General features: G+C 72.7%; 21 protein-coding genes. 8 read left to right on the top strand and 13 right to left on the bottom strand.

Annotation, left to right across the window (positions count from 1 at the left end):
* Positions 1–94: 94 nt before the first annotated feature.
* The 10 genes from ACZ6I1_RS13890 to rsmH all read right to left on the bottom strand — a co-directional run bounded on the left by ACZ6I1_RS13890 (position 95) and on the right by rsmH (position 13701).
* Positions 95–931, bottom strand: coding sequence for a cell division protein FtsQ/DivIB (locus ACZ6I1_RS13890; protein WP_469286762.1), 837 nt, complete (start codon positions 929–931; stop codon positions 95–97).
* Between the two features lie 31 nt (positions 932–962).
* Positions 963–2057, bottom strand: coding sequence for an undecaprenyldiphospho-muramoylpentapeptide beta-N-acetylglucosaminyltransferase (murG, locus tag ACZ6I1_RS13895; RefSeq protein WP_469286764.1), 1095 nt, complete (start codon positions 2055–2057; stop codon positions 963–965).
* 6 nt (positions 2058–2063) lie between these two features.
* Positions 2064–3425, bottom strand: coding sequence for a putative lipid II flippase FtsW (ftsW, locus tag ACZ6I1_RS13900; protein WP_469286766.1), 1362 nt, complete (start codon positions 3423–3425; stop codon positions 2064–2066).
* Positions 3426–3496: 71 nt separating this feature from the next.
* A complete protein-coding gene (gene murD, locus ACZ6I1_RS13905; protein WP_469286768.1) occupies positions 3497–4942 on the bottom strand; it encodes a UDP-N-acetylmuramoyl-L-alanine--D-glutamate ligase in 1446 nt (481 codons plus the stop codon).
* Entirely contained in the window at positions 4924–5994 is a 1071-nt protein-coding gene (gene mraY / locus ACZ6I1_RS13910) for a phospho-N-acetylmuramoyl-pentapeptide-transferase (RefSeq protein ID WP_469286770.1), read from the bottom strand. Before mraY ends, murD begins: the two co-directional genes overlap by 19 nt.
* Positions 5991–7415 carry a UDP-N-acetylmuramoyl-tripeptide--D-alanyl-D-alanine ligase gene (locus ACZ6I1_RS13915; RefSeq protein WP_469286772.1) on the bottom strand — a complete coding sequence of 475 codons (1425 nt, stop codon included), beginning with the start codon at positions 7413–7415 and terminating at the stop codon, positions 5991–5993. The genes mraY and ACZ6I1_RS13915 overlap by 4 nt, the downstream gene beginning before the upstream one ends.
* On the bottom strand, positions 7412–9106 hold the full coding sequence (locus tag ACZ6I1_RS13920) for a UDP-N-acetylmuramoyl-L-alanyl-D-glutamate--2,6-diaminopimelate ligase (RefSeq protein WP_469286774.1): 1695 nt from the start codon (positions 9104–9106) through the stop codon (positions 7412–7414). The genes ACZ6I1_RS13915 and ACZ6I1_RS13920 overlap by 4 nt, the downstream gene beginning before the upstream one ends.
* 45 nt (positions 9107–9151) lie before the next feature.
* Positions 9152–11182, bottom strand: a complete 2031-nt coding sequence (locus ACZ6I1_RS13925) for a penicillin-binding transpeptidase domain-containing protein (RefSeq protein WP_469286776.1) — start codon at positions 11180–11182, stop codon at positions 9152–9154.
* Positions 11183–12187: 1005 nt separating this feature from the next.
* Positions 12188–12745, bottom strand: coding sequence for a cell division protein FtsL (ftsL, locus tag ACZ6I1_RS13930; protein ID WP_469286778.1), 558 nt, complete (start codon positions 12743–12745; stop codon positions 12188–12190).
* Positions 12742–13701 carry a 16S rRNA (cytosine(1402)-N(4))-methyltransferase RsmH gene (gene rsmH, locus ACZ6I1_RS13935; protein ID WP_469286780.1) on the bottom strand — a complete coding sequence of 320 codons (960 nt, stop codon included), beginning with the start codon at positions 13699–13701 and terminating at the stop codon, positions 12742–12744. Before rsmH ends, ftsL begins: the two co-directional genes overlap by 4 nt.
* Positions 13702–14012: 311 nt before the next feature.
* Here rsmH and ACZ6I1_RS13940 point away from each other — a divergent pair, with 311 nt between their 5' ends.
* The 4 genes from ACZ6I1_RS13940 to ACZ6I1_RS13955 all read left to right on the top strand — a co-directional run bounded on the left by ACZ6I1_RS13940 (position 14013) and on the right by ACZ6I1_RS13955 (position 19509).
* Entirely contained in the window at positions 14013–14564 is a 552-nt protein-coding gene (locus ACZ6I1_RS13940) for a beta-class carbonic anhydrase (RefSeq protein WP_469286782.1), read from the top strand.
* Positions 14565–14699: 135 nt separating this feature from the next.
* Positions 14700–15710 (top strand): AAA family ATPase, encoded by a 1011-nt coding sequence (locus ACZ6I1_RS13945; RefSeq protein WP_469286783.1) that lies wholly within the window; start codon positions 14700–14702, stop codon positions 15708–15710.
* Positions 15710–17095, top strand: coding sequence for a DUF58 domain-containing protein (locus ACZ6I1_RS13950; RefSeq protein WP_469286785.1), 1386 nt, complete (start codon positions 15710–15712; stop codon positions 17093–17095). Before ACZ6I1_RS13945 ends, ACZ6I1_RS13950 begins: the two co-directional genes overlap by 1 nt.
* Entirely contained in the window at positions 17092–19509 is a 2418-nt protein-coding gene (locus ACZ6I1_RS13955; protein ID WP_469286787.1) for a transglutaminase TgpA family protein, read from the top strand. Before ACZ6I1_RS13950 ends, ACZ6I1_RS13955 begins: the two co-directional genes overlap by 4 nt.
* A gap of 549 nt (positions 19510–20058) precedes the next feature.
* Here ACZ6I1_RS13955 and ACZ6I1_RS13960 read toward each other — a convergent pair.
* Genes ACZ6I1_RS13960 through ACZ6I1_RS13970 form a run of 3 tightly spaced genes read right to left on the bottom strand, consistent with a single transcriptional unit; the run spans position 20059 to position 23684 of the window.
* On the bottom strand, positions 20059–20685 hold the full coding sequence (locus ACZ6I1_RS13960; protein ID WP_469286789.1) for a TetR/AcrR family transcriptional regulator: 627 nt from the start codon (positions 20683–20685) through the stop codon (positions 20059–20061).
* A 28-nt stretch (positions 20686–20713) separates the two neighbouring features.
* Positions 20714–22801: a YhgE/Pip family protein gene (locus tag ACZ6I1_RS13965; protein ID WP_469286791.1), complete on the bottom strand. Its 2088-nt coding sequence runs from the start codon at positions 22799–22801 to the stop codon at positions 20714–20716.
* Positions 22773–23684, bottom strand: a complete 912-nt coding sequence (locus tag ACZ6I1_RS13970) for an ATP-binding cassette domain-containing protein (protein ID WP_469286793.1) — start codon at positions 23682–23684, stop codon at positions 22773–22775. Before ACZ6I1_RS13970 ends, ACZ6I1_RS13965 begins: the two co-directional genes overlap by 29 nt.
* Before the next feature lie 172 nt (positions 23685–23856).
* Between ACZ6I1_RS13970 and ACZ6I1_RS13975 the strand changes: the two genes are divergently transcribed.
* The 4 genes from ACZ6I1_RS13975 (at position 23857) to ACZ6I1_RS13990 (ending at position 26573) form a co-directional block, all read left to right on the top strand.
* Entirely contained in the window at positions 23857–24339 is a 483-nt protein-coding gene (locus tag ACZ6I1_RS13975; RefSeq protein ID WP_469286795.1) for an SAV_6107 family HEPN domain-containing protein, read from the top strand.
* Positions 24340–24426: 87 nt separating this feature from the next.
* Complete coding sequence (locus tag ACZ6I1_RS13980) at positions 24427–25185, top strand: class I SAM-dependent methyltransferase (RefSeq protein WP_446593601.1); 759 nt, start codon at positions 24427–24429, stop codon at positions 25183–25185.
* A gap of 278 nt (positions 25186–25463) precedes the next feature.
* On the top strand, positions 25464–25865 hold the full coding sequence (locus ACZ6I1_RS13985) for a DUF3040 domain-containing protein (protein WP_069919935.1): 402 nt from the start codon (positions 25464–25466) through the stop codon (positions 25863–25865).
* Positions 25866–25940: 75 nt separating this feature from the next.
* A complete protein-coding gene (locus ACZ6I1_RS13990; protein WP_469286797.1) occupies positions 25941–26573 on the top strand; it encodes a DUF4126 domain-containing protein in 633 nt (210 codons plus the stop codon).
* The last annotated feature ends 27 nt before the right edge of the window (positions 26574–26600 follow it).

A 26600-nucleotide genomic window follows, 5' to 3' on the forward strand; every position in this document is an offset into this window, starting at 1 on the left:
TCAACGAACACGCCGAACCTCCCGTTTTTCTTTTCACCCTATGTGATCACCCGTATCGCTGGCCAACCAGGGTGCGTCGCTGTTCGACCTGACGTCAACTCCCGGACGCGGCAGGGGCGGTGGGGACGCTCACGTCGAAGTGGGCGGCCTTGGGCGCGGCCTTCAGCAAAGCGGTCAGCGCACGCCCCTTCGCCTCGCTCTGTTCACCGCTCCCCCACGTCACGGTCCGGCCCCGGGACAGCTCCAGCACCACCGAATCGTAGGAACCCACCTTGACCTGCAAGGTCTCGGCGGCGATCGGCGCCGGGAGGGAGCCGGCGACGAGAACGGCCTCGTGCAGCAGCCGCTCCTCGTCGAAGCGGCGGGCGCTCGGGGAGTCCTTCGCGTTCAATTCGAGGACCGGAACGCCCGCGGGTGCTTTCGGAACCGTGTCGAATCGCACACCCGAAGCGTCCACTTCCACGAAGTTGGCGTCCTTTTTGATGAGCAGGACGGGTTTGCGTTCCGTCACTTTCAGCCCGATCCCGTGCGGCCAGGCCCGCACCACATCGACCGAATCGATGCGGGACAGCCGCCCTCGCACGCGGCTCTCGATCTCGTCGGTGTCCACGCCCACCAGCGGGGCGCCGACCGGAACGGCCGCCGCGGACAGTACCTGCTCCGGCGTGAGCACCTCGGTTCCGGTTGCGGTGACCTTCTCCACGCGGAGCCAGGAGGAGCCGTAGAGCACCCAGGCGGCGCCCGCGACGAGGAGCACCGCGGCGGCCAGGGAGGCCAGCACGGGGCCCCGGCGCAGGCGTGCGCCGGGGCCCTGGGGGCCGGATCCCCTCGACGACTTGGGGGCTTTGGGCGGCTTGGGAGAGCCGCCGCCCTTCCGGGCGGACGGGCCGGAGCCCGGGGTCCCACGCTGTGCGGTCGTCGCTCCGGCCACTCCTGCGCCTCCTGCGTCTGTGCGTCCCGCCTCAGCGGTTGCGGTGGGCCGCGATCGCCTCGTACACCATGCCGACCAGCAGCTCGTCGGCGTCGCGGCGGCCGAACTCACCGGCGGCGCGGGACATCTCGTACAGGCGGTGCGGGTCTGACAGCACCGGGACGACCTGGCCGAGCACCCACTCGGGCGTCAGTTCCGCGTCGTCCACGAGCAGGCCGCCGCCGGCCTTGACCACCGGCTGGGCGTTGAGCCGCTGTTCGCCGTTGCCGATCGGCAGCGGGACGTAGGCGGCGGGGAGCCCGACGGCGGACAGTTCGGCGACGGTCATGGCACCCGCGCGGCACAGCATCATGTCGGCGGCGGCGTACGCGAGATCCATCCGGTCCACGTACGGTACCGGCACATAGGGCGGCATCCCGGGCATGTTGTCGACACGCGGCAGTTCGTTCTTCGGGCCGACGGCGTGCAGGATCTGGATCCCGGAGCGCTGGAGGACCGGAGCGACCTGCTGGATCGTCTCGTTGAGGCGCCGGGCGCCCTGCGAGCCGCCGGAGACCAGCAGCGTGGGCAGGTTGGGGTCCAGGCCGAAGGCGGCGCGCGCCTCGGGGCGGACGGCGGCCCGGTCGAGGGTGGAGATGGAGCGCCGCAGCGGGATGCCCACGTAGCGGGCGCCGCGCAGTTTGCTGTCGGGGGTGGAGACCGCGACGGCGTGCGCGTACCGGGAGCCGATCTTATTGGCCAGTCCGGGCCGGGCGTTGGCCTCGTGGACGATGATCGGCACCCCGAGCCGCTTGGCCGCGAGGTAGCCGGGCAGGGCCACGTAGCCGCCGAAGCCGACGACGCAGTCGGCCTTGGTGCGCTCCAGGATCTCCTCGGCGGCCTTGATCGTGCCGCGCAGCCGCCCCGGGACGGTGATCAGCTCCGGGGTGGGTTTGCGGGGCAGCGGCACAGCGGGGATCAGACCCAGCTCGTAACCGCGTTCCGGCACGAGGCGGGTCTCCAGTCCGCGCTCGGTGCCGAGGGCGGTGATGCCCACTGAAGGGTCCTGCCTGCGCAGGGCGTCCGCGAGGGCGAGCGCCGGCTCGATGTGGCCGGCGGTCCCCCCACCGGCGAGTACGACATGCACCGAAATTCACCGCTCTCCGGACGGACGCTTCTTGACGCGCCGTCTCATCGACTTCCATCTCATCCCGGTCCGCCTCCAGCCGGTCTTCGGCTGTCGCATCGCGAGCGCCGCGCGCGCCGCCGGCTCCTCCCGCGCGAACGCGATGAGCAGTCCGACCGCGAACATCGTCGGCAGCAGGGCCGACCCCCCGTAGGAGAACAGCGGGAGCGGGACTCCGGCGATCGGCAGCAGGCCGAGCACCGCACCGATGTTGATCACGGCCTGGGCCGTGATCCAGGTGGTCACGCCTCCCGCGGCAAACCGTACGAAGGAGTCCTCCGTGCGTCCGGCCACGCGGATACCCGCATAGCCTAGAGCCGCGAACAGGGCGAGCACCGACAGCGTCCCCGCCAGTCCCAGTTCCTCCCCGGTGATGGCGAAGATGAAGTCGGTGTGGGCTTCGGGTAGTTGCCCCCATTTTTCCACACTGGCACCCAAACCGGAACCGAACCATCCGCCCGAGGCCAGGGCGTAGATTCCGTGGACGGCCTGCCAGCAGAGGTCGTTCTTGCCCGGGTCGGTCGCGCCGAGGCACTCCAGCCGGTCCATCCGGTGCGGGCTGGTCTTGATCAGCAGTGCGACGATCACACCCGCGAAGACCAGCACCCCGACGAACAGCCGCGTCGGGGCACCCGCCAGCCAGAGCAGGCCGAACAGGATGGCACCGAGGATCATCGCGGTGCCCATGTCCCCGCCCAGCATGATGAGCCCGAGCAGCAGGAAGGCCACCGGGACCAGCGGCACCAGCAGGTGCTTCCACTGGCTGAGCAGCCCCTTGTCGCCCTTGCGCGCCAACAGGTCGGCGCCCCACAGGATCAGTGCCAGCTTGCCGAACTCACTGGGCTGCAGCATGAACGGACCGCCAAGGGAAATCCAATTCTGATTGCCGTTGATGGCGACCCCTATCCCGGGGACCTGGACCAGGACCATCAGGAACAGGGTGCCGGCGAGCACCGGATAGGACAGCGCCCGGTGCAGTTTGACCGGCATCCGGGAGGCCACCAGCAGCAGTCCGGTGCCGATCAGGGCGGCCAGGAACTGCTTCTTGAAGAAGTAGGCGTCGCCCAGGCCGAGCTGGAGGGCCTTGATCATGGAGGCCGAGTAGACCATCACCAGGCCCAGCACGGTGATGAGCAGCGAGCTGCCGAAAATCAGGTAATACGCGGTGAGGGGACGGTCCCAGGCCTTGCGCAGCCGTTCCTGCGTACGCCTCAGCCGGGTCAGCGGCCCGCGCCCGGCGGGCCGCCTCACGCTCACCGCGGGGCGTTTGCGGCCCTGCGCCTTGACGGCGGACGGCCGCCGCCCCGGCAGCATCTGCTTGGCCGGCATCTGTGATCTTCCCCTCCACTCGTACGAGGCGAGCCGCCGGCCGGCCGGAGGGAGGGAACCCGTCCCGGGACCTAGGCCTGCGCCGTGTCCGCACCGCTGTCGGCGGCCAGTTCGCGCACCGCGTCGGCGAATGCGTCCCCACGCTTGTTGTAGTTCGCGAACATGTCCATCGAGGCGCAGGCAGGCGCCAGCAGGACCGTGTCGCCGGGCTCGGCGAGCCGGGCCGCTTCCCGGACCGCTGCGAGCATCGCCCCAGTGTCGGTCCGCTCGAGGTCGACGACCGGGACCTCGGGGGCGTGTCGCGCCAGCGCCTCGGCGATCAGCGCCCGGTCGGCACCCATCAGCACCACGCCGCGCAGCCGCTTCGCGGACTTCTGGACCAGTTCGTCGAAGGTCGCGCCCTTGGCGAGGCCGCCGGCGATCCACACGACCGTGTCGAAGGCGGCCAGCGAGGCCTCGGCCGCGTGCGTGTTGGTGGCCTTGGAGTCGTCGACGTAGACGACCCCGCCGACGTCGGCCACGTGCGCGACCCGGTGGGCGTCGGGGCGGAAGTCGCGCAGCCCGTCGCGGACCGCCCGCGGCTCCACGCCGAAGGCGCGGGCCAGGGCCGCCGCGGCGAGCGCGTTGGCGATGTTGTGCGGGGCCGGCGGGGTCACGTCCTCGACGTGCGCGAGCTCCTGGGCGTTCTTCTGCCGGTCCTGCACGAAGGCGCGGTCCACGAGGATGCCGTCGACGACGCCGAGCATGGAGGGCCCGGGGGCGCCGAGGGTGAAGCCGATCGCCCGGCAGCCCTCTTCGACGTCCGCGTTCTCGACGAGCTTCTCGGTGGCCGGGTCGGCGACGTTGTAGACGCAGGCCACCGTGTTGCCCTCGTAGATGCGGCCCTTGTCGGCGGCGTACGCCTCCATGGAGCCGTGCCAGTCGAGGTGGTCGGGGGCCAGGTTGAGCACGGCCGCCGAGTGGGCGCGCAGCGAGGGCGCCCAGTGCAGCTGGTAGCTGGAGAGTTCGACGGCGAGCACGTCGTACTGCTGCTCGCCGAGCACCACGTCGATGATGGGGGTGCCGATGTTGCCGACGGCCGCGGTCCGCAGGCCGGCGGCCTTGAGGATCGACGCCAGCATCTGCGTGGTGGTGGTCTTGCCGTTGGTCCCGGTGATGGCCAGCCAGGGTGCGGCGTCCGCGCCGCGCAGCTGCCAGGCGATCTCCACGTCCCCGACGACCTCGACGCCGGCCTCCGCGGCGGCCGCGAAGAGCGGGCTGTCGGGCTTCCAGCCGGGCGAGGTGACGATCAGCTCGGTGCCCTCGGGGAGGGTCTGCGCGTCGCCGAGGCGTACGGACACCCCCCGTTCGGCCAGTTCGGCCGCGCGGGCCCGGTGGCCCTCGCTGTCGCCCCCGTCGACGACGGTCACGACCGCGCCGAGGCCGGCCAGGGCGCGGGCGGCGCTGATGCCGCTCACGCCGAGGCCGGCGACGGTGATGTGCTTGCCCTGCCAGGAGCTCACTTGTCGGCTGCCCATCCCGCGTAGAAGAGACCGAGACCCACGATCACGCACATGCCCTGGATGATCCAGAAGCGGACCACGACAAGGACTTCGGACCAGCCCTTGAGTTCGAAGTGGTGCTGCAGCGGGGCCATCCGGAAGACGCGCTTCCCGGTCAGCTTGAAGGAGCCGACCTGGATGACGACCGACATGGTGATGAGGACGAAGAGGCCGCCGAGCAGGGCGATCAGGAACTCCGTGCGGGAGCAGATCGCCAGGCCGGCGAGCGCGCCGCCCAGTGCCAGCGAACCGGTGTCACCCATGAAGATCTTGGCCGGCGAGGTGTTCCACCACAGGAAGCCGAAGCAGGCTCCCATCAGGGCGGAGGCGACGACCGCGAGGTCCAGCGGGTCGCGCACCTCGAAGCAGGCGCCCGGGTTGGTCAGGGTCTGCGCGTTCACGCAGGACTCCTGGTACTGCCACACGCCGATGAAGGTGTAGGCGCCGAAGACCATCACCGCGGCGCCGGTGGCCAGACCGTCCAGACCGTCGGTCAGGTTCACGCCGTTGGACATCGCCAGGATCATGAACAGCGCCCAGACGACGAACAGCACCGGGCCGATCGACCAGCCGAAGTCCGTGACGAACGACAGCCTGGTGGAGGCCGGAGCCAGCCCGCGCGAGTCCTTGAACTGGAGCGCGAGCACGGCGAAGGCGATGCCGACGATCAGCTGGCCGGACATCTTCGCCTTGGCCCGGAGACCCAGCGAGCGGCGCTTGACGATCTTGATGTAGTCGTCGAGGTAGCCGACCAGGCCCATGCCGGCCATCAGGAACAGCACGAGCAGACCCGAGAAGGTCGGCTCGCTGGACGTGATGACCTTCGTCAGGGCGTACGCGATGAGCGTGGCCAGGATGAAGGAGATGCCGCCCATGGTGGGCGTGCCCTTCTTCCCGGCATGGCCGCGGGGGCCGTCGTCGCGGATGAACTGGCCGTAGCCCTTGCGGGCCAGGAGCTTGATCAGCAGCGGAGTACCGATGAGCGTCAGGAACAGGCCGATGACGCCGGCGAACAGGATCTGCCTCATCGGTCGGCGCCCTCGCCCTCGCGCTCCAGCAGCGCCAGCGCGACCCGCTCCAGACCGATCGACCTGGAAGCCTTCACCAGCACGACGTCTCCCGGGCGCAGTTCACTGCGCAACAGGTCGACCGCCGCCTGCGCGTCGGACACGAGCACCGACTCCTCACCCCACGAACCCTCGTTATATGCGCCCAGTTGCAGCCAGGACGCTTCCCTGCCCCCGACTGCGACGAGCTTGCTCACGTTGAGCCGGACGGCAAGCCGTCCCACCGCGTCGTGCTCGGCCAGTGATGCGTCACCGAGTTCGGCCATGGGGCCGAGCACCGCCCACGTGCGTCCCCCGTTCGCCCTGGCGGCGCCGCCCATCGCGGCAAGCGCGCGCAGGGCGGCCCGCATGGACTCCGGGTTCGCGTTGTAGGCGTCGTTGACGATCGTCACGCCGTCGGCCCGCTCGGTGACCTCCATCCGCCACCGGGACAAGGTGCCCGCCCCGGAGAGCGCGGTGGCGATCTCCTCGACGGACATGCCCAGTACATGGGCCACGGCGGCCGCGGCGAGCGCGTTCGACACGTGGTGCTCACCGTACAGCCGCAAGGTCACATCACTGCACCCGGTCGGTGTGTGGAGTGTGAAGGCGGGCTGTCCCCCGGGGGTCATCCGTACCGCGGTGGCCCGGATCTCGGCGTCTTCGGCCTCGCCGAAGAGGACCGTACGGGCCTTCGTGCGGGCGGACATGGCGCGCACCAGCGGATCGTCGGCGTTGAGGACGGCGATCCCGCCCTCCGCCTCGGCCGGCAGCGCCTCGACCAGTTCTCCCTTGGCCCGGGCGATCTGCTCGCGGCCGCCGAACTCGCCGATGTGGGCGGTTCCGACGTTGAGGACGAGGCCGATGCGCGGCGGGGTCAGGCCGGTGAGGTACGCGATGTGGCCGATCCCGCGGGCCCCCATCTCCAGTACCAGGTGCCGGGTTTCCTCCGTGGCCTTCAGCGCGGTGAGCGGCAGGCCGATCTCGTTGTTGAGGGAGCCCGGGGTCCACACGGTGGGTGCGTGGGCCTGGAGCACCTGCGCGATGAGGTCCTTGGTGGAGGTCTTGCCGGCCGAGCCGGTCAGGGCCACCACATCGGTGCCGAGGCGCTCCACGACGGCCCGGGCGAGGGCGCCGAGCGCCTTCTCCACGTCGGGGACGACGATGGCGGGCACGCCCACCGGCCGGGCCGCGAGGACGGCCGCGGCACCGGCGGCGACGGCGCGTTCCGCGTAGTGGTGGCCGTCGACGTGTTCGCCCTCGAAGGCGGCGAACAGGCTGCCGGCCTCCACCTGGCGGGAGTCGATGACGACGGGACCGCTGACCCGCACGGACGGATCCGGTATGTCGTGGGGCCGCCCGCCGGTGATGTCGGCGATCTCGGCGAGGGAGAGGGCGATCACTGGTTCTCCTCGGCCTGTCGGGCATTGCTCTGCTGGGTCTCGATGGCCGCGCGGAGCACCTGGCGGTCGTCGAAGGGGCGTACGACGCCCCCGGTGTCCTGGCCCTGCTCGTGGCCCTTGCCGGCCACCAGCACGGTGTCGCCGGGCCGGGCGCGCGCGACGGCGGCGGCGATGGCCGCGGCCCGGTCGGCGTCGACGAGGACGGCGCCCCGCTCGGCGGGCGGCACGGACACGGCGCCTTCGAACATCGCGGCGAGGATCGCGAGGGGGTCCTCGGAGCGGGGGTTGTCGGAGGTCAGGACGGCCACGTCGGCGTACCGGGCGGCGGCGGCGCCCATCGGGCCGCGCTTGGTGGTGTCGCGGTCGCCGCCGCAGCCGAGCACGATGTGCAGCTTGCCCTCGGTGACCTCGCGCAGCGCGCGCAGGACCGATTCGACGGCGTCCGTCTTGTGCGCGTAGTCGACGACGGCCAGGTACGGCTGCCCCGCGTCCACCCGCTCCAGCCGGCCGGGGACCCCGGGGACCGCGGCGACGCCGTCGGCGGCGGTCTGCGGGTCGAGGCCGGCGGCGGCGAGGGTGACGATGGCGGCGACGGTGTTGGCCACGTTGAACGGGCCGGGCAGCGGCGCGGCGGCCCGTACGCGCTGTCCTTCGGGGCCGAGCAGGGTCAGGGTGGAGCTCGCCGGTCTGAAGACGACGTCCTCGGCGCGCCAGTCGGCGGCCGGGTCGCCCGCGGCGGAGAAGGTGACGACCGGGACGGTCGCCTCCTTGGCCAGGCGGCGGCCGTACTCGTCGTCGAAGTTGACCACGCCCAGGCGGGCGCGGCGGGGCGTGAAGAGCCCCGCCTTCGCCTGGAAGTAGTCGTCCATGTCGGAGTGGAACTCCATGTGTTCCGGGCTCAGGTTGTTGAAGACGGCGACGTCGAAGACGCAGCCGTCGACGCGGCCGAGCACCAGGGCGTGGCTGGAGACCTCCATGGCCACGGCCTCGACCCCGCGTTCGCGCATGACCGCGAAGAGGGCCTGGAGGTCGGTGGCCTCGGGGGTGGTCCGCTCGGACTTGATGCGCTCGTCGCCGATGCGCATCTCGACGGTGCCGACGAGCCCGGTGCTGCGGCCCGCCGCGCGCAGGCCGCCTTCGACGAGGTACGCCGTGGTGGTCTTGCCGGAGGTGCCGGTGATGCCGATCTGGAGCAGGCCCTCGCCGGGGCGCCCGTAGATCGCGGCGGCGAGTTCGCCCATCCGGCCGCGCGGGTCGTCCACGGTCAGGACCGGCAGGCCGGTCGCGGCGGCGCGCTCGGCGCCCGCGGGGTCGGTCAGCACGGCGGCCGCGCCGAGGCCGGCCGCCTGGGCGGCGAAGTCGGCGCCGTGCGTCCTGGCTCCCGCCAGGGCCGCGTACAGGTCTCCGGGGCGCACCGCACGGGAGTCGTGCGTGATGCCGGTGATCTGCGCCGCGCCTGGCGCTCGGATGCCCAGCAGGGTGGCCAGCTCGCCCAGGGGGGTCGGGCGGGCGGACACGGGCCGGGGCGCTCCCGGCGGCGCTGCCGGGGCGTCTTTCTGGGTGGTTCTGGGCTGATCAGCGTGGGGCACGGCGGTGAGCGTACCGGGCGCGGCGGGGCGGCCGCGAAGCGAGGGCCCGGCCTCGGCGTCGCCGGGCGACTGGTTCCCGGGTTTCGGGGTGATCGTTGTCACTGATGGTGCCTCACGCGTTTCTGGCGGGCCGGCCGGGTGCTGGTGTCACTGGCCGGGCTGCGGACGGGGCTGCGTACTCGGCTGCGCGCTGGGTTGCGTACTGGGCTGCGGGGCGGGCTGCGGGCCCGGTTCGAAGGTGACCGGGAGCCCTGCGGGGGCGGTGCCGGTGGGCGCGACCTGGAGGGTCTTCAGGGCGAACTCCATGACCTTCTTGTAGATGGGGCCGCAGATCTGGCCGCCGAAGTAGCTGCCCTTCGTGGGGTTCTGGATGGCGCAGTACACGGTGATGCGCGGGTTGTCGGCGGGTGCGAAACCGGCGAAGGAGGCGGTGTAGCCCTTGTAGCGGCCGGTGGCCGGATCCACCCGGTTGGAGGTGCCGGTCTTGCCGCCGACGCGGTAGCCGGGGATGCGGGCCTTGGTGCCGGTGCCCTCCTGGTCGTCGACCACCGATTCGAGCATCTCGGCGAGGGTCTTCGCGGTCTCGGGGCTGACCACGCGGCTGCGTTCGGGCGCCGGGGCCGGGGTGAAGCGGCCGTCGGGGCCCTTGGTGCCGCGGACCAGCGTCGGCTCGATGCGGACCCCGCCGTTGGCGATGGTCGAGTACACGGAGGCCGCCTGCATGGCGTTGAGGGACAGGCCCTGGCCGAAAGGAATCGTGTACTGCTGGGAGGTGGACCAGTCCTCGGGCGCGGCGAGGATGCCGCGGGACTCGCCGGGGTAGTTCAGCCCCGTGGGCTGCCCCATCCCGAACTTGGTCAGGTAGGAGTGCAGGACCTTGTTGGCCTCGGACTGGGTGGCACCGAGCTGGCCGGTGGCCAGGATGGTGCCGATGTTGGAGGACTTGGCGAGGACCCCGTTGAGGGTCAGGTACCAGGTCGGGTGGTCGATGTCGTCCTTGAACAGCCGGTCGCCGCGGTGCAGCCGGTTGGGGACCTCGACGTGGGTCTCCGGGGTGGCCTTCTTCTCCTCCAGTACGGCGGCCATCGACATCACCTTGGCGGTGGAGCCGGGCTCGTACACGTCCTGGAGTGCGGCGTTGCCCATGGCGGCGGAGCGGGCCCGGGTCAGGTCGTTGGGGTCGAAGCCGGGGGCGTTGGCCATGGCGAGGATCTCGCCGGTGCGGGTGTCCTGGACGATGACGTAGCCGCGGTCGGCCTCGGACTTCTGGACCTGCTCGGCGATGGCGCTCTGCGCCGCCCACTGGATGTCGCGGTCGATCGTCAGCTCGATGTCCTCGCCGGGCACGGCGGGCTTCTCGCTGGAGCCGGCGGTGGGGACCTTGCGGCCGCCGGACTGGGCGTAGGTGACCTCGCCGTCCTTGCCGGACAGCTTCTTGTCCAGGGAGGACTCCAGGCCGCCGGCGCCCTTGCCCTCGGCGTTGACGTAGCCCAGTATCCCGGCGGCGAGGTCGCCGCCCGGGTACACGCGCTTGCTGCTGTTCTCGTGGAACACCCCGGCCAGGACGTTGGCGCCGGGGCCGTTGTTCTTCTTGTCGGCCGCCGCCTTCTCCGCGAAGACTCGCTTGAGGTCCTTGATCTGGTTCCAGACCTGGGGGGTCTGGCGCTGGGCGAGGACGACGTAGCGGGTGTTCTTGGTCTTCAGCCGGCCGGTGATCTCCTTGACGTCCTTGCCGAGGATGGGCGCGAGGAGGGCCGCGGCCTGCTCGGGGGCGTCGGGGGCCTTGCTGTCCTGCGGGGTGAACATCTTCGGGTCGGCGGTGATGTCGTACGCGTCGACGCTGGTGGCGAGGGCCACGCCCTTGCGGTCGGTGATCTCCCCGCGCTCGGCGGCCAGCTTGACGCTGGTGTAGCGGTTCTTGGACGCCTCGGCGGAGAAGGCCCGGGCGTCGACGGCCTGCACCTGGAGCAGGCGGACGACGAAGGCCAGCATGACCAGGGTGAGGCCGACGCTGACGAGGCGCAGGCGGGGGCGGGGGCTGCCGAGCCGGATGGTGTGCGGCCTGCGCTGCGGGGCGGGGCGCCGGGTCGCGGGCCGGGAGGCCGCCGGGCGTGCGGTGGCTCCGGCGCGGGGCCTGCCGGGTCCGGGCACCCGCCGCCGCGGCTCCTGCGGCCTCACCGGGCCACCGCCGCGAACCCGCCTGTACGGCACACCTTCCTGGGGCTCCGCCCCAGACCCCGCGCCTCAAACGCCGGCGGGGCTGTAATCGCCCGGCCCCTGCGAGCAGAGCTGCTCAGCCACAATCCGCCCCCACCGGCACTTGAGACGCCGAGCACCGGGCGGAGCCCCGGCCCTCCAGCCCCGCCGACGATTGAGGCGCGGGGCACCAGGCGGAGCCCCGGCCCTTCAGCCTCGCCGGCGATTGAGGCGCGGGGCACAGGGCGGAGCCGCGGCCCTTCAGCCTCGCCGGCGATGGAGGCGCGGGGCACGGGGCCGAGCCCCGGTCCTCCAACCCCGCCGGCGATTGAAGCGCCAGGCACGGGCCGGAGCTCCGACCCTTCAGCCTCGCCGGCGATTGAAGCGCCAGGCACGGGCCGGAGCCCCGGTCCTTCAGTCTCGCCGGCGTTTGAGGCGCGGGGCACAGGGCCGAGCCCCGGCCCTTCAGCCCCGCCGGCGATTGAGGCGCCAGGCACGGGCCGGAGCCCCGGTCCTTGAGCCCCGCCGGCGATTGAGGCGCCAAGCACGGGCCGGAGCCCCGGCTCTTGAGCCTCGCCGGCGATTGAGGCGCGGGGCACAGGGCCGAGCCCCGGCCCTTCAGCCCCGCCGGCGATTGAGGCGCCAGGCACAGGGCCGAGCCCCGGCCCTCCAACCCCGCCGGCGATTGAGGCGCCAGGCACCGGGCGGAGCCCCGGTCCTTGAGCCCCGCCGGCGATTGAGGCGCCAAGCACGGGCCGGAGCCCCGGCTCTTGAGCCTCGCCGGCGATTGAGGCGCGGGGCACAGGGCCGAGCCCCGGTCCTTCAGCCTCGCCGGCGATTGAGGCGCGGGGTACGGGGCGGAGCCCCGGGGCTTGGGCCTCGCCGGCGATTGAGGCGCGGGTTCGGGCGGAGCCCGGGGAACGGGGGAAAGGCCCCGCAGGGCTGCGCAACGGCACCGCGGAACCGCCTGCCATCGGCGTCACGACGTCACCTGCCTGGGTTGGGGGTGGGCTGCTGCGGGAGCTGGGACTGGGAGGCGCCCCCCGGGGCCGGCGTGGCGGCCGGGGAGGCCGGGGAGGCCGGAGGGACCGGGGAGGCCGGGGACGGCGAGGACGCCGGGGCCGCGGACGGCGGAGGCGACGGCGCGGGCGGCGGTTCGGCGGCGGCCGGTGCGCCGGCGACCTTGCCGTCCGGGCCGATGAACACCGGGCTGCCGCCCGGAACCATCCCGAGCTCCTGCGCCCGCCGCTGCAGCGCGTCCGGCGCCGAGTACCCGTCCACGTCCCGCTGCAGCGCCTGCTCCTCGTCCGTGAGCGCGGTGGTCTCCTTCTTCAGCCTGCTCAGCTGGAAGGAGCCCTCGTTCAGCGCCGAGTTCAGCAGCAGCAGGCTGATCAGCCCGCCGGCGAGCAGCGCCACCACGAGCAGGACGAACGGCATCCGGGCCGCCTGACCACCGGGGCGCGGCCGCGGCCGGGGGCGGGGGCGGAGGGGCCGCCCGCCGATCGCCCGGCCGAGGCGGGTGACGGCCTTCCCGGCCTTGGTCACAGCCGCGCCTCCCGGATGCGTTCGACTCCGCGGAACCTCGCCGGGGCGGCCCGCCGGTTCTCGGCGATCTCCTCCTCGGTCGGCAGCTCCGCGCCGCGCGTCAGCAGCTTCAGCTTCGGCTGGTACTTCTCCGGGACGACCGGCAGCCCCGGCGGTGCCGTCGAGGCCGCGCCCGCCGCGAAGACCTGCTTCACGAGCCGGTCCTCCAGCGAGTGGTACGAGAGCACGGCGATCCGGCCGCCGACCGCAATCCGGTCCACCGCCGCCGGAATGGCCTTCTCCAGCCCCGACAGCTCCCCGTTGACCTCGATGCGCAGCGCCTGGAAGGTCCGTTTGGCGGGGTTGCCGCCGGTCCGCTTGGCGGCCTGCGGCAGGGCGTCGCGGATCAGTTCGACCAGCCGGGCGCTGTTGGTGAAGGGCTCCTTCTCCCGCTCCCTGACGATCGCGGAGACGATCCGCTTGGCCTGCTTCTCCTCGCCGTACTGGCGCAGGATCCGTACGAGCTCGCCCGGCGGGTAGGTGTTGAGCACCTCGGCGGCGCTGATGCCCGTGGTCTGGTCCATCCGCATGTCCAGCGGCGCGTCCTGCGCGTACGCGAACCCGCGGTCGGCCTCGTCCAGCTGCATCGAGGAGACGCCCAGGTCGAAGAGGATGCCCTGGACCGCCGGGATGCCCAGGCCGTCGAGGACCTCGGCGAGGTCGGCGTAGATCGCGTGGACGAGGGTGGCCCGGTCGCCGAAGGGTGCGAGCCGCTCGCCGGAGAGCCGCAGGGCCTCCTTGTCGCGGTCGAGGCCGATCAGGTGCACCTCGGGGAACCGGGTCAGCAGGGCCTCGCTGTGGCCTCCGAGGCCGAGGGTGCAGTCGACGACGACGGCCCCCGGCCTCTCCAGCGCCGGGGCCAACAGGTCCAGGCACCGCTGGAGCATCACCGGGACATGTCGGGACTCGCTAGTCAAAGCGCCCTCTCAGATAACGGCGCGGCCGGCATACGCCGCGCCGCGCACGCGGAGTGTTACCAAGGGGCCGGGCGGCCGGTCAGGGCCGGGCTCCGGCCGGTTCGCGTCACTTTAGTGCAACGGTCGCCGCGGTCAACGAACCGCCCCGCGCGGCGTGCGGGCGGCTGCCAGTGAACCCGCAAATGCCGCGAATCACCCGGACGGCCGCCTCCTCCTCACCCCTGTGGGTTAGCTCACAACAAGGCTTGTTGACCTTCTTTGTCCACCCTCACTCGATGCCCGTACGGCCTGTGACCACTACCGTCGTATCCATGACGACTTCCGTACCCCTGCCCGCCGACTCCGCGCCCCTGGCGGCCGGCGCCGGCTCCGTCACCGATCGACTGGTCGAGGCGAACCGGCGGTACGCCGCGAAATTCGCCGATCCCGGCATGGACGCCCGGCCCGTCCTCCACGTGGCCGTCGTGGCCTGTATGGACGCCCGCCTCGACCTGCACGCCGCCCTCGGCCTGGAGCTCGGCGACTGCCACACCATCCGCAACGCGGGCGGCGTGGTCACCGACGACACCATCCGCTCCCTCACCATCAGCCAGCGGGCCCTCGGCACCCGCACGGTCATACTCATCCACCACACCGGATGCGGTCTCGAAAGCCTGACCGAGGACTTCCGGCACGAGCTGGAGGACGAGGTCGGCCAGCGCCCCGCCTGGGCCGTCGAGGCCTTCCGGGACGTGGACCAGGACGTCCGCCAGTCCATGCAGCGGGTCCGCACCAACCCGTTCCTGCCCCACAAGGACGATGTGCGAGGCTTCGTCTTCGATGTGCACACGGGCCTCCTGCGGGAGATCGATCCCAGCTCTTGAGTGACACAAGGCCGTAACGCCGTCAACAATGCGGGGAGACGCCCCCCGGGACCCCCCGGGTCCGGTGTCCGTGTTTGGGGTGGGCCGGTCATGCGCCAAGGGCGTCGGCCCTGGAAATGGGCCGAGGAGTACCAGGTGACGACGTATGACGACCGAGCGAGCCTCGCGGATCTGACGAGCACGGCGGAGCGGGTGCGCCACTCCGTCGAGAGCGTGATCGAGGGCAAGCCCGAGGTCGTGCGCCTCGCGCTGACCGTGCTGCTCGCCGAGGGGCACCTGCTGATCGAGGACGTCCCGGGCGTCGGCAAGACCATGCTCGCCAAGACCCTCGCGAAGTCCATCGACTGCTCGGTGCAGCGCATCCAGTTCACGCCGGACCTGCTGCCCTCCGACATCACCGGCGTCAGCATCTATGACCAGCAGCGCCGCGAGTTCGAGTTCAAGCCGGGCGCGATCTTCGCGCAGATCGTCATCGGCGACGAGATCAACCGCGCCTCGCCGAAGACGCAGTCCGCGCTGCTCGAGTCGATGGAGGAGCGCCAGGTCACCATCGACGGGACGACGTACACGCTGCCGAGCCCCTTCATGGTCGTCGCCACCCAGAACCCGGTGGAGATGGAGGGCACCTACCCGCTGCCCGAGGCCCAGCGCGACCGCTTCATGGCGCGGGTCTCCGTGGGCTACCCCAGCCCCGAGGCCGAGCTCCAGATGCTCGACGTGCACGGCGGGCTCTCCCCGCTCGACGACCTGACGGCCGTCGCGCACGCCCACGAGATCGTCAAGCTCATCGAGGCGGTCCGCGAGGTCTACGTGGCCGAGCCCGTCCGGCGCTACGTCGTCGACCTGGTCTCCGCCACCCGCACCCACCCCGACCTGCGCCTGGGCGCCTCGCCCCGGGCCACCCTGCACCTGCTGCGCGCCGTGAAGGCCTCCGCCGCGCTGGCCGGCCGGGACTACGTCCTGCCCGACGACGTCCAGGCGCTGGCCGGCCCCGTCCTCGCGCACCGGCTGCTGCCCACCGCCCAGGCCCAGCTGAACCGGCGCACCGCCGAGCAGGTCGTCGGGGAGATCCTCCAGCGCACCCCCGTCCCGGCCGCACACGCCCGCGGCGAAATGCCGCCCGGCGCGGGCATCCGGGGCTTCTGATGAGCGCCGGTGCCCCGGGCGGCGCCGGCGGGCAGGACGATCGCGGCCAGGGCGGCGGACTGCGCGCGTCGCTCTCCGGCCTGACCACCCGCGGCCGCTCCTTCCTGGCGGCCGGGATCGCCGCGGCCGCGTGCGCGTACGTACTGGGCCAGGGCGCGCTGCTGCGGGTCGGACTGCTGCTCGCCCTGCTGCCGCTGCTGTGCGTCTACGCCCTGCACCGCACCCGCTACCGGGTCTCCGGCAGCCGCCGGCTGACCCCCGGACGGGTCCCGGCGGGCGCCGAGGCCCGGGTGCAGCTGCGCATGGACAACCCGTCCCGGCTGCCCACCGGCCTGCTGATGCTCCAGGACCGGGTGCCGTACGTCCTGGGCCCGCGCCCGCGCTTCGTCCTGGACCGGGTCGAGCCCGGCGGCCGCCGCGAGGTGTCCTACCGGGTCCGCTCCGACCTGCGCGGCCGCTACCCGCTGGGCCCGCTCCAGCTGCGGCTGACCGACCCCTTCGGGCTGGTCGAGCTGACCCGCTCGTTCAGCACCTTCGACACCCTCACCGTCATCCCGCGCACCGAGCCCCTGCCGCCGGTGCGCCTCTCCGGCGAGTCCTCCGGCTACGGCGACGGCTCCCGCCGCTCGCTGGCGCTGGCCGGCGACGACGACGTGATCCCGCGCGGCTACCGGCGCGGCGACGACCTGCGCCGGGTGCACTGGCGCTCCACCGCCCGCTACGGCGAGCTGATGGTCCGCCGCGAGGAGCAGCCGCAGCGCAGCCGGGCCACCGTCCTGCTCGACACCCGGCAGGTGGCCTTCGAGGGCGCCGGTCCCGACTCCGCCTTCGAGTGGGCCGTCTCCGCGGCCGCCTCGAGCCTGGTCCACCTGCTGGAGCAGGGCTACGCGGTCCGGCTGCTCACCGACACCGGGGACTGCGTGCCCGGTCTGGGCGGTGGCGGCTTCTCCTCCGGCGGGCACGAGTCCGCGGAGGCCGCCGGGCTGATGATGGACACCCTCGCGGTCGTCGGGCACTCGGACGGCGCCGGGCTCTCCCGGGCCTACGACGCGGTGCGCGGCGGTGGCGGCGGCGGTTTCGGCGAAGCCGGCGGTGACGGGCTCCTCATCGCCTTCTTCGGCGACCTGGACGACGTACAGACCGAGCTGGCGGCCAGGATGCGCCAGCGCACCGGGGGTGCGGTGGCCTTCGTACTGGACTCCGCGACCTGGGCCGGGCAGCCCGCGCGGGACCGCGCCCTGCCGCCGGTGGAGCAGCGGCTGCGGAGCCTGCGCGACGCGGGCTGGACGGCGCTCGCCGCCCCGCCCGGGGTCGCCTTCGGCGAGCTGTGGCGCCATGCCGGTGCCACCGCTTTCGGTACGGGAACCCCTGGAGGCCGGGTATGAGCGGGCGCGCGAGAGTGACGCTGTTCGCGGCGCTGGCGACGCTGTTCACCGCGTGGTCGATGGTCCCGCTGGTCGAATCGGCCGGCTGGCTGCTCCAGGCGGCGCTGCTGCTGGGCGTGCAGAGCGCGGTGGGGGCCGGCGCCCGGCGGGTGCCGCTGGCGCGGTCGCTGACCGTGGCCGCGCAGCTGCTGGTGTCGCTGCTGATCCTCGCGGTCCTCTTCGCGGGGAAGGGCGAGTCGACCGGGAACGGGCCGCTGGCCTACCTGGTGACGGACTTCGGCGCGCTGTTCCAGCGGGGCGTGCAGGACGTGGGCGAGTTCGCGATCCCGGCCCCGCTGACGGACGGCATCCGGCTGCTGCTGGTGTCCGGGGTGCTGCTGATCGGGCTGCTGGTGGACGCCCTGGCTGTGACCCTGCGGACGGCCGCCGCGGCGGGGCTGCCGCTGCTGGCGCTGTACTCGGTGGCCGCCGGCCTGTCGGGCGGCGGGGAGGCCTCCTGGTTCTCCTTCCTGCTGGCGGGCTGCGGCTACCTGATGCTGCTGCTGGCCGAGAGCCGGGACCGGCTGGCGCAGTGGGGCCGGGTCTTCGGCGCGGCCCCGCGCGAGCGGGTCTCGTCCGCCTCGGGCCTGGGCGGCGGCAAGGAGGGCCGGCTCACGGCCCCGGTGCGGACCGGCCGGCGGATCGGCGCGATGGCCCTGGGCCTGGCGCTGGCGGTGCCGGCGGCGCTGCCCGCGCTCGGCGGCGGCCTGCTGGGCGGGCCGGGCGACGGCGAGGCCTCCGAGGGGGGCGTGGGCGGGACGATCTCGGCGGTGAACCCGCTGGTCTCCCTGCAGAGCAACCTGAACGCACAGGACAACCGGGTGGTGCTCAAGTACCGGACGGACAGTCCGCAGCAGGGTGAGCAGTACCTGCGGATCCTGGCGCTGGACGAGTTCAACGGGATCAAGTGGGAGGCCTCCGGGCGGGCCCTGACCGACGTCCCGCCGCAGCTGCCGAGTCCGCCGGGGCTCAGCGGGACCGTCCGCCAGGGCGCGGCCGAGGTGCAGACGAACGTGTCGGCGGCGGACAACTACACCCAGCGCTACCTGCCCATGCCGTACCCGGCGACCTCCATCGACATCAAGGGGAGGTGGCGGTTCGAGCCGGCCGGGCGGACCCTGGTCGGGGACCAGCTGGCCAAGGACAGGTTCCAGAACGTGCAGGGCGCGCAGTACTCCGTACGGAGCCTGCTGCTGAAGCCGACGGCGCAGCAGCTGCGGTCGGCGCCGCTGCCGGATCCGGCGGTCCGCGCCGAGTACACGAAGGTGCCGGAGAACCTGCCGCAGGTGGTCTCGGACACGGCCCGGCAGGTGACCCAGGGGGCGAAGGACGACTACACGCGGGCCGTGAAGCTCCAGGACTTCTTCGCCGTGAACGGCGGGTTCCGCTACAACACGAAGACGGCCTCGGGCACGGGGCCGCAGGCGGTCGCCCGTTTCCTCGCCGACAAGGAGGGCTTCTGCGTCCACTTCGCGTTCTCGATGGCGGCGATGTCCCGTTCGCTGGGCATCCCGGCGCGGGTGGCCGTGGGCTTCACCCCGGGCGAGAAGCAGCCCGACGGCAGCGTCAACGTGTCGATGCGCGACGCGCACGCCTGGCCGGAGCTGTACTTCGAGGGCGTGGGCTGGACGCGGTTCGAGCCGACTCCCCGGGCGGGCATCAACGTGCCGGACTACTCCCGGCCGCAGGCTCCGGCGGCCCAGCCGTCCGCGCCCGCGGCGCTGCCCTCGCCGGGGGCGGCGCAGCCGTCGGCCGCGCCGTCGAAGGCGGACGAGTGCCCGCCGGAGCTGAAGAAGCTCGGCGAGTGCGGTGCGGCCGCGCCGAAGCAGAACGCGTCCGGCGGTGGCGGGCCGTCCCTGCCGGCGCTGCTCGGCTGGGCCGGGGTGGTGCTGGCGGTGCTGGGTCTGCCGCTGCTGCCGATGCTGTGGCGCAGCCGGGTGCGGGCCCGGCGGCTGGGCGCCGGAGAGGTGACGGCGGCGTGGCGGGAGCTGGGCGACGCCGCGTGGGACGCGGGCGTCCGGCCGGACGAGGCGCTGTCGCCGCGCCGGGCGGCGGCGCGGCTGGTGGAGCTGGGACGGCTGGACGCGGAGGCCGCGGGTGCGGTGTACCGGGTGGCGGGGGCGCTGGAGCGGGCCCTGTACGCGCCGCCCGGCGCGGGATCCTCGTACGCGGGGCTGGCGGACGATGTCCTGCTGGCCCGGGCGGGGCTGCTGGCGGGCCTCGGGCGCCTGGGGCGCCTGCGGGCGCTGCTGCTGCCGCGTTCGGCGGCGCGCGTCGGCTGGGCCTTGTCCCGCCGCTGGTCGGCCCTGGCCGCGGCGGCATCCACCCGCCTGGCGGCGATCCGGCTCCGCCTCCCTTCGCGGAGCCGCGGCTAAGGAAACCCTGCGGGGCTCACCCCACCCCGCCCCTTCCCGAAACCGGGGCTTGCGACCCCGGCCCCCGCTCCCGGGGCTCCGCCCCGGCCCCGGTGGGGGCTCCGCCCCCGAACCCCCGCGCCTCAAACGCCGGCGGGGCTGGATTTGGCTGAGCTGGCTCAAGGTGCGGCCCGGCGGGCTGGATTGCGCGCAGCGCAATTTCAGCCCCGCCGGCGTTTGAGGCGCGGGGTCCGGGGCGGAGCCCCGATCTTTGAGGCGCGGGGCGGAGCCTGGCGGCGGATGCGCGAACGCGGCGAGGCTCGATCCCCCCGAGCCCCGCCGCGTTCGCGTACCGCGTCACGGAGGAGGTACCCGGTCCGCTCCGCCACCCCGTGTCGGCGGTGCGGACCGGGCCTCCTGTCCGTTGGCCCCCAGTCTGGCGTCCGCGCAGGTGGGGGCCCATCCGCGCAGGTACTCATTTCCGTGCCTAGGTACGCGTACTCAGCCGCCCCGGCAGACCCCACCAGTTGTACGGGCTCCGCCGCCCCGGCGGCACCGCCGACTGGGGGGTCAGTGCCCGCTGACCCGGCCCCGCAGCAGCAGCGACAGTGCCGAGTGCACGTCGTCGAGGGACCGCTCGCTCTGGAAGGACTGCCAGTCCAGGGCGGCCACGAGCACCATCCCGACCAGCGCCGCCGCGGTCAGCGGCACGTCGATCTCGGCGCTCAGCTCCCCGCGCTCGACGCCCTCCCGCAGCACCGTCTCCACCACGGCCACCGCCTCCTGCCGGACCACCATCAGCGTGGACTGCCACGTCCGGTTGGTCCGCCACAGCTCGGCGACGTACAGCTGCGTGAAGGCCGGGTATCGGTCGATGAAGACGAGGCCGGCCCGGATCATCGCGTCGAGCGCCTCGACGCGGCTGCCGCCGCGCGCCTCCGTCTCCTCCGCGGCCGTCCGCAGCGAGACCGTCAGCAGTCCCACCCCGTGGCGCAGCAGCTCCTCGAAGAGGTCGTTCTTGCTGGCGAAGTTGTAGTAGACGGTGCCCTTCGCCACGCCCGCGCGCTCGGCGATCTCCTCGACCGTGGTCGCGGAGAAGCCCTGCTCGGCGATCAGGGTCACGGCCGCTTCGTAGAGCTTCTGGCGGGTGGCCTGCCGCCGGCTGCCGACGGCGGCGGAGGTGCTGCTGCTTTCCATGGCGCTGATTCTCACAGGTCACCGGCTCCTAGAGGCTCAGTTCCGGGTGCAGCCGGTCCATGGTCCACACCTGCTTGCCGCGGGCGGCGAGCGCGGTGAGGGCGAGGGCCCCCACGGTGAAGGCGGCCAGGACGGCGCCGCCCTGCCACACGGGGGCGAGGTCGCCGCCCGTGATGAGGCGGCGCAGGCTCTCGACGACGTACGACATCGGCAGGTACGGGTGGATGGCGTTGAAGAAGCCCGGGCTGGTCTGTACGGGGTAGGTGCCGCCCGCCGAGGTCAGCTGGAGCATCAGGACGGCGAGCACCAGGATCCGCCCGGCGGCGCCGAACTTGGCGTTGAGCCACTGGACGATCGCCGCGAAGCAGCCGGTGACCAGCATCAGGAAGCCGACGGTGAGGGCCGGGCGGGCCATCTCCAGGCCGAGGCCCCAGTGGAGCACGGACATGAGCAGGGCGACCTGCGCGGCGCCGAGGACCGCCACGGGCAGCCAGCCGGCGAGCGCGATCCGCCAGGGCGAGGCGCCGGCGGCCAGGGCCCGCCGGTTGAGCGGGGCGATCAGCATGTAGGCGACCATCGCGCCGACCCAGAGGGAGAGCGGGATGAAGTACGGGGCGAAGCCGGTGCCGTAGTTGGGCGCCTTGTGCAGGGACTGGTTGGCGAGCCGGACCGGGTCGGACATGACCTCGGTGCGGGCGTCGCGCTGCTGCTGGTCGTAGTCGGGGATCTTGTCGGCGCCCTCGTGCAGTCCGTCGGCGAGGTCGCGGTTGCCGTCGACCAGCTTGTACATGCCGCTGTCGAGGGTGTGCGCGCCGTCGCCGAGTTTGCCGACGCCCTCCTTGATGGCGCCGGAGCCGTTGGTGGCGGAGCCGATTCCGGTGTGCAGTTGGGCCATGCCGGTGGCGACCTTGTGGGCGCCGGTGTTCAAGGCGTTGACCTTGGCGACGGCCGCTTCGAGGTCGCCTGCGAGCTGGGGGGCCTTGTCGACGAGCTCGCGGGCCTTCTTCTCCAGGTCGGTCAGCTGGGTGCGGAGCTTGGAGACGTCGCCGTTCGTGTTCTTGACCAGGGTGCTGAGGTCCCCGGTGAGTTCGGCGGCCTCGGCCGCGTCGTCCTTGATCTTCTTCAGGTCGGGGCAGGAGGCCAGGTGCGGCTCGAGGCCGGGGGTGACGCAGTGCTTGGTGTAGTACGCGTCGGCTCCGGCGGAGGCCTTCTTGGCGGCGGAGGCGGCGGCCGGGGCCTTCGCGGCGAAGGTGTCGAGGTGGTTGTTGACCACCTTGGCGCTGTCGGCGACCAGCTCGGCGGTGTCCGCCAGGTTCTTGGGGTCCTTGACGAAGGGGCGGGCCTTGTCGGCGGCCCCGTTGACCTTGTCGGCGAGGGACTGGGTGCCGTCCGCGACGTCCTTCGATCCCGTCTCCAGCTTGGCGGCGGCCGAGTTCAGCTTCTTCAGGCCGCTGTTGAGCTCGCCGGTCTTCTCCTCGGCCGTGTCGAGGCCGTCGGCGAGTTCCTTCGCGCCCTCCTGGGCCTTGCCCGCGCCGTCCTTGAGCTTGTCGGCGCCGTCGGCGGCCTCGGTGGTCTTGTCGTGCAGGTCGGAGAAGTTGACGAAGATCTTGTCGAGGAAGCCGCGGGAGGCGTTGGTGGACGCCGCCGAGCGGACCTCGGAGAAGACGGTGCGGGAGATCGAGCCGACGATGTAGTTGTTGGCGTCGTTGGTGCGGACCTGGAGGGCGCCGGTGGCGGGGTCCTGGCCCGAGCTGGAGGCGATCTTCTCGCTGAAGTCGGCGGGCATGGTGAGGGACAGGTAGTACGTACCGTTCTCCAGGCCCTTGGCGGCCTCCTGCGCACTGACCTCGCGCCAGTCGAAGGTCTTGCTGTCGTGGAGCTTCTTGGCGATCTCGTCGCCGGCGTCGATGCGCTCGCCGTCGACGGTGGCGCCCCGGTCGGAGTTGACGAGGGCGACCGGCACCTTGTCGAGGCGGCTGTACGGGTCCCAGAAGGACCAGAGGTACAGGGCTCCGTAGAGCAGCGGCAGCAGGAGCAGTGCGACGAGCGCGGCCCGGGGCAGCTTCCCCCGCCCGAACCGCTTCAGCTCAAGCGCGGCCAGCTTCGGCGAGCGCATCGTCCGCCCCCTTCGTGTCGTCGTTCTCGGCGTCGGTGCCTGTGTCGGCGTCGGTGCCGGTGTCGGTGTCGGTTTCGTCTTTCTCGGTGCCGGTGTCGCCGGGCGCGGTGCCGGTGTCGCCGGGCGCGGTGCCGGTGTCGCCGGGCGCGGTGCCGGTGTCGTCCGGCTCCGTCCCGCCGGCCGGGTCCGGCGGGCCGGTCCGCAGGACGAGCGCGTCCTCGGGGGCCTCGCTGCACACCGCGAGGACGGTGGTCCCCGCGGCGGCGACCCGGCGGAGCAGGGCCCAGGCCTCGGTCCGCTCGGCGTCCGAGAGCTTCAGGTCGAGGTCGTCCAGGGCCAGCAGCCGCGGCGAGCCGAGCAGGGCGATGGCCACGGACAGCCGTACGGACTCCAGGCGTTCCAGATCCCGTACGGAGGTGCGCGGCCCCTTGGGCAGCGTGGCGAGGTCCAGACCCGCGGCGTCCAGGGCGGCGTCGATCCGCGCGGCGGTGCTCGCGCGGAGCTCGCCGCGGGGCCGCAGCAGGGCACGGACGGGGCCCTCGTAGCGGCGCTGGAGCAGGGCACCCTCGCGCAGTTGCTCGGCGACGGTGAGGGACTGGTCGAGCTCGTTGACGCCGCAGACCGGTCCGAGGGCGGCGATCCGGCGGACCGCGGCCATCCTCTTCGGCAGCCGGTGGCCGCCGATCTCGGCGTGTCCCTCGGTGGGCTTCATCCGTCCGGTGAGGGCCAGGAGCAGGCAGGTGCGGCCGCTGCCGGAGGGGCCTTCGATCGCGATGAGCGAGCCGGGCTCCGCGTCGATGCCGATGCCCCGGAAGGTCCAGCCGCGCGGGCCCTTGAGTCCGAAGTCCTCGGCTTTGACGGCCGCGCCGTGCGGGCTGTCCACACCGTCCCCCTTCTTTTTGAACTGACCGGTCAGTTCAAAAACTACCAGCTTCCTTCGCACCAGGTGGGCAGCGGGGGGAAGTTACCTCCCCAGACCGAACAAAACTGCAGGTCAGGGCGATTGTCAGTGGGGCCGTTCACGATGGTGGGAACGCATCGACAGGAGGTTCGTCATGGCCACACCGTCCCCGTCCCCTGTCCACCCCGTCCTGCGGAGGTCGGCGGCTCCGCCGGCCGCCCTCGACCTGCTCGCCAAGGCCCGCAACGGCCTGGCCGAGGCCGCCCTGCTCCCCCACCCCAATGAGCGGTACGCCACCGCCCACCTGGCCGCCCTGCGCACCGCCGCGGCGGTGCTCGCCTCCCGCGGGCGGCCCGAACCGGTGCACCCGCGGCGGCGGCCCCGGATCCGCAGCGCGTGGGAGGTGCTGCCGGAGATAGCGCCGGAGCTGGCCGAGTGGAGCGCGCTCTTCGCCTCCGGCGCGGCCCGCCGGGCCCGGGCCGAGGCGGGGATACCGGATGCGGCCAGCAGCCGGGACGCGGACGATCTGGTACGCGCGGTCTCGATGTTCCTGCGCCTGGTCGAGCGGATGCTCGCGATCCGGCCACCGCAGCCGACCCTGCCGCAGCCCCGTCCGGAACGTCCCGAGGCGGGATGAGCTGACTCGGCGCGGAAGGCAATAGGGTGGGGCCGGGTGGGGCACTGGCCGCCCACCCTTGCCTACCGCGCCGAGGAGCCATCAGCCGTGTCGGACACTTCCCGCCCCCGCGCCTCCCTCCGCACCGCCGTGGTGTGGGAGGTCCTCAAGGAGGCGCTCGACCGCCGGGTGAAGGCGACCGGCCGGGATGTCCTGGACGTGCTCGACACGGGTGGCGGAACCGGGAAGTTCGCCGTGCCGGTGGCCCGCCTGGGCCACCGGGTCACCGTGGTCGACCCCAGTCCGAACGCGCTGTTCGGGCTGGAGCGCCGGGTGGCCGAGGCCGGTGTCGCCGATCTCGTCCGCGGGGTCCAGGGCGACGCCCAGGGACTCTTGGACGTGGTGGAGCGGGACGCCTACGACGTGGTGCTGTGCCACGGCGTGCTGGAGTACGTGGACGACCCGGCCGAGGGCGTGGCCAACGCGGTCGCGGCCCTGCGCCCCGGCGGCACGCTCAGCCTGCTGGCCGCCGGGCTCGGCGGAGCCGTGCTCGCCCGCGCCCTGGCCGGACACTTCACGGAGGCCCGTACCGCCCTCACCGACCCGGCCGGCCGCTGGGGCTCCGGCGACCCGGTGCCCCGCCGCTTCACCGCCGAGACGCTCGCCGAGCTGGTCGGCGGAGCCGGCCTGGCGGTCGGCGCGGTGCACGGCGTGCGGATCTTCGCCGACCTCGTCCCGGGGGTCCTCGTGGACACCGAGCCGGGCGCCGTGGAGGCGCTGCTGCGCCTGGAAGAGGCCGCCGCGGAGCTGCCCGCCTTCCACGCGGTCGCCACGCAGTTGCACGTCCTGGGCGAGAAGCAGGCCTGATCTGCGATCTTCCTCGGACGGAGTCGGCCACAGACCCTCCGAACCGGCGATCGGCCCCGTATGATCGGGGCAGTGACCGGCATGGTGGACGTGCCATTGGGGAATAAGCGCCTCAGTGAACGCCCCCGCGGCGGCACTGATCGTTTTCGAGCTGATCCACGACTGGTCTATTTGAGAACGTGGCGTAGAGGGCGGGTATCACGGGGGCGATTCCCCGCCTATCCTGAAGGGGACCCCTGGTCGCTACCCCCCGCGACCGACGGATGAGGAGGACTCCCGTGCCGCTCTCGGAGCACGAGCAGCGCATGCTCGAGCAGATGGAGCGAGCGCTGTACGCCGAAGATCCCAAGTTCGCGACAGCGCTTGAGGGAAGCGGGCTGCGCACGTACACCCGGCGACGGGTCTACCAGGCAGTCGCGGGCATTGTGGTGGGTATCGCGCTCCTCATGGCCGGTGTGATCTGGCAGGACGTGCTCTGGGTCAGTGTGGTGGGGTTCCTCGTCATGCTGGGCTGCACGGTCCTCGTGGTCACCGGTTGGCGCAAGGCACCCAAGCCCGGCGAGCAGCCCGTCTCCGGAAGTGCAGGCGGTTCGGCCCGTGGCCAGAACCGGCAGCGTCGGTCGATGATGACCCGCATCGAGGAACGGTGGCAGCGCCGCCGGGACGAACAGGGGCAGTAGCCCCGCACAACGTGAGCGAGGGGACGGTCGCCGGATGGCTTCCGTCCCCTCACTGCTCTACGGCATGATGATCGCGTGAGTGTGCTCCCCCTGGTCTTCACCAGCGGCTGGGCCAGTGGGATCAACGCATACGCCGTGGTCCTCCTGCTCGGCATCTTCGGCGCGACCGGCCTGACCGACGAGGTTCCGGCCTCGCTGCAACGCACCGACGTGCTGATCGTCGCGGGCGTGCTGTTCCTCTGCGAGGTGGTCGCCGACAAGATCCCGTACGTGGACTCGGTCTGGGACTCGGTCCACACGGTGATCCGCCCGGTCTCCGGTGCCGTGGTCGGCGCGCTGCTGGCCGGCCAGAGCGGTTCGCTCTCCGACATCGCCGCCGGCGCGGTGGGCGGCTCCACCGCCCTGGTCAGCCACTTCATCAAGGCCGGCACCCGGATGGCGATCAACACCTCGCCCGAGCCGCTCAGCAACGTCGTGGTCAGCATCGCCGAGGACCTCGGCGTGGCCGGACTCGTCACCTTCGCGATGTTCAACCCCCAGGCCGCCGCGATCATCGCGGCCGTCCTGTTGGCCGCCGGACTGGCCCTGCTGATCTTCCTCTGGACCCGGATCCGCCGCTTCCTGCGCCGCCGCGCCCAGCGCCGCGAGGAGAAACGCCTCGCCGCCGAGACCCGTGCCCGCACCGCCGGGGCGGCCCCACCCCACTGACCCTCCTGACCTCCCTCGATAGGCTCG

Source organism: Streptomyces sp. NPDC046303 (assembly GCF_055588085.1).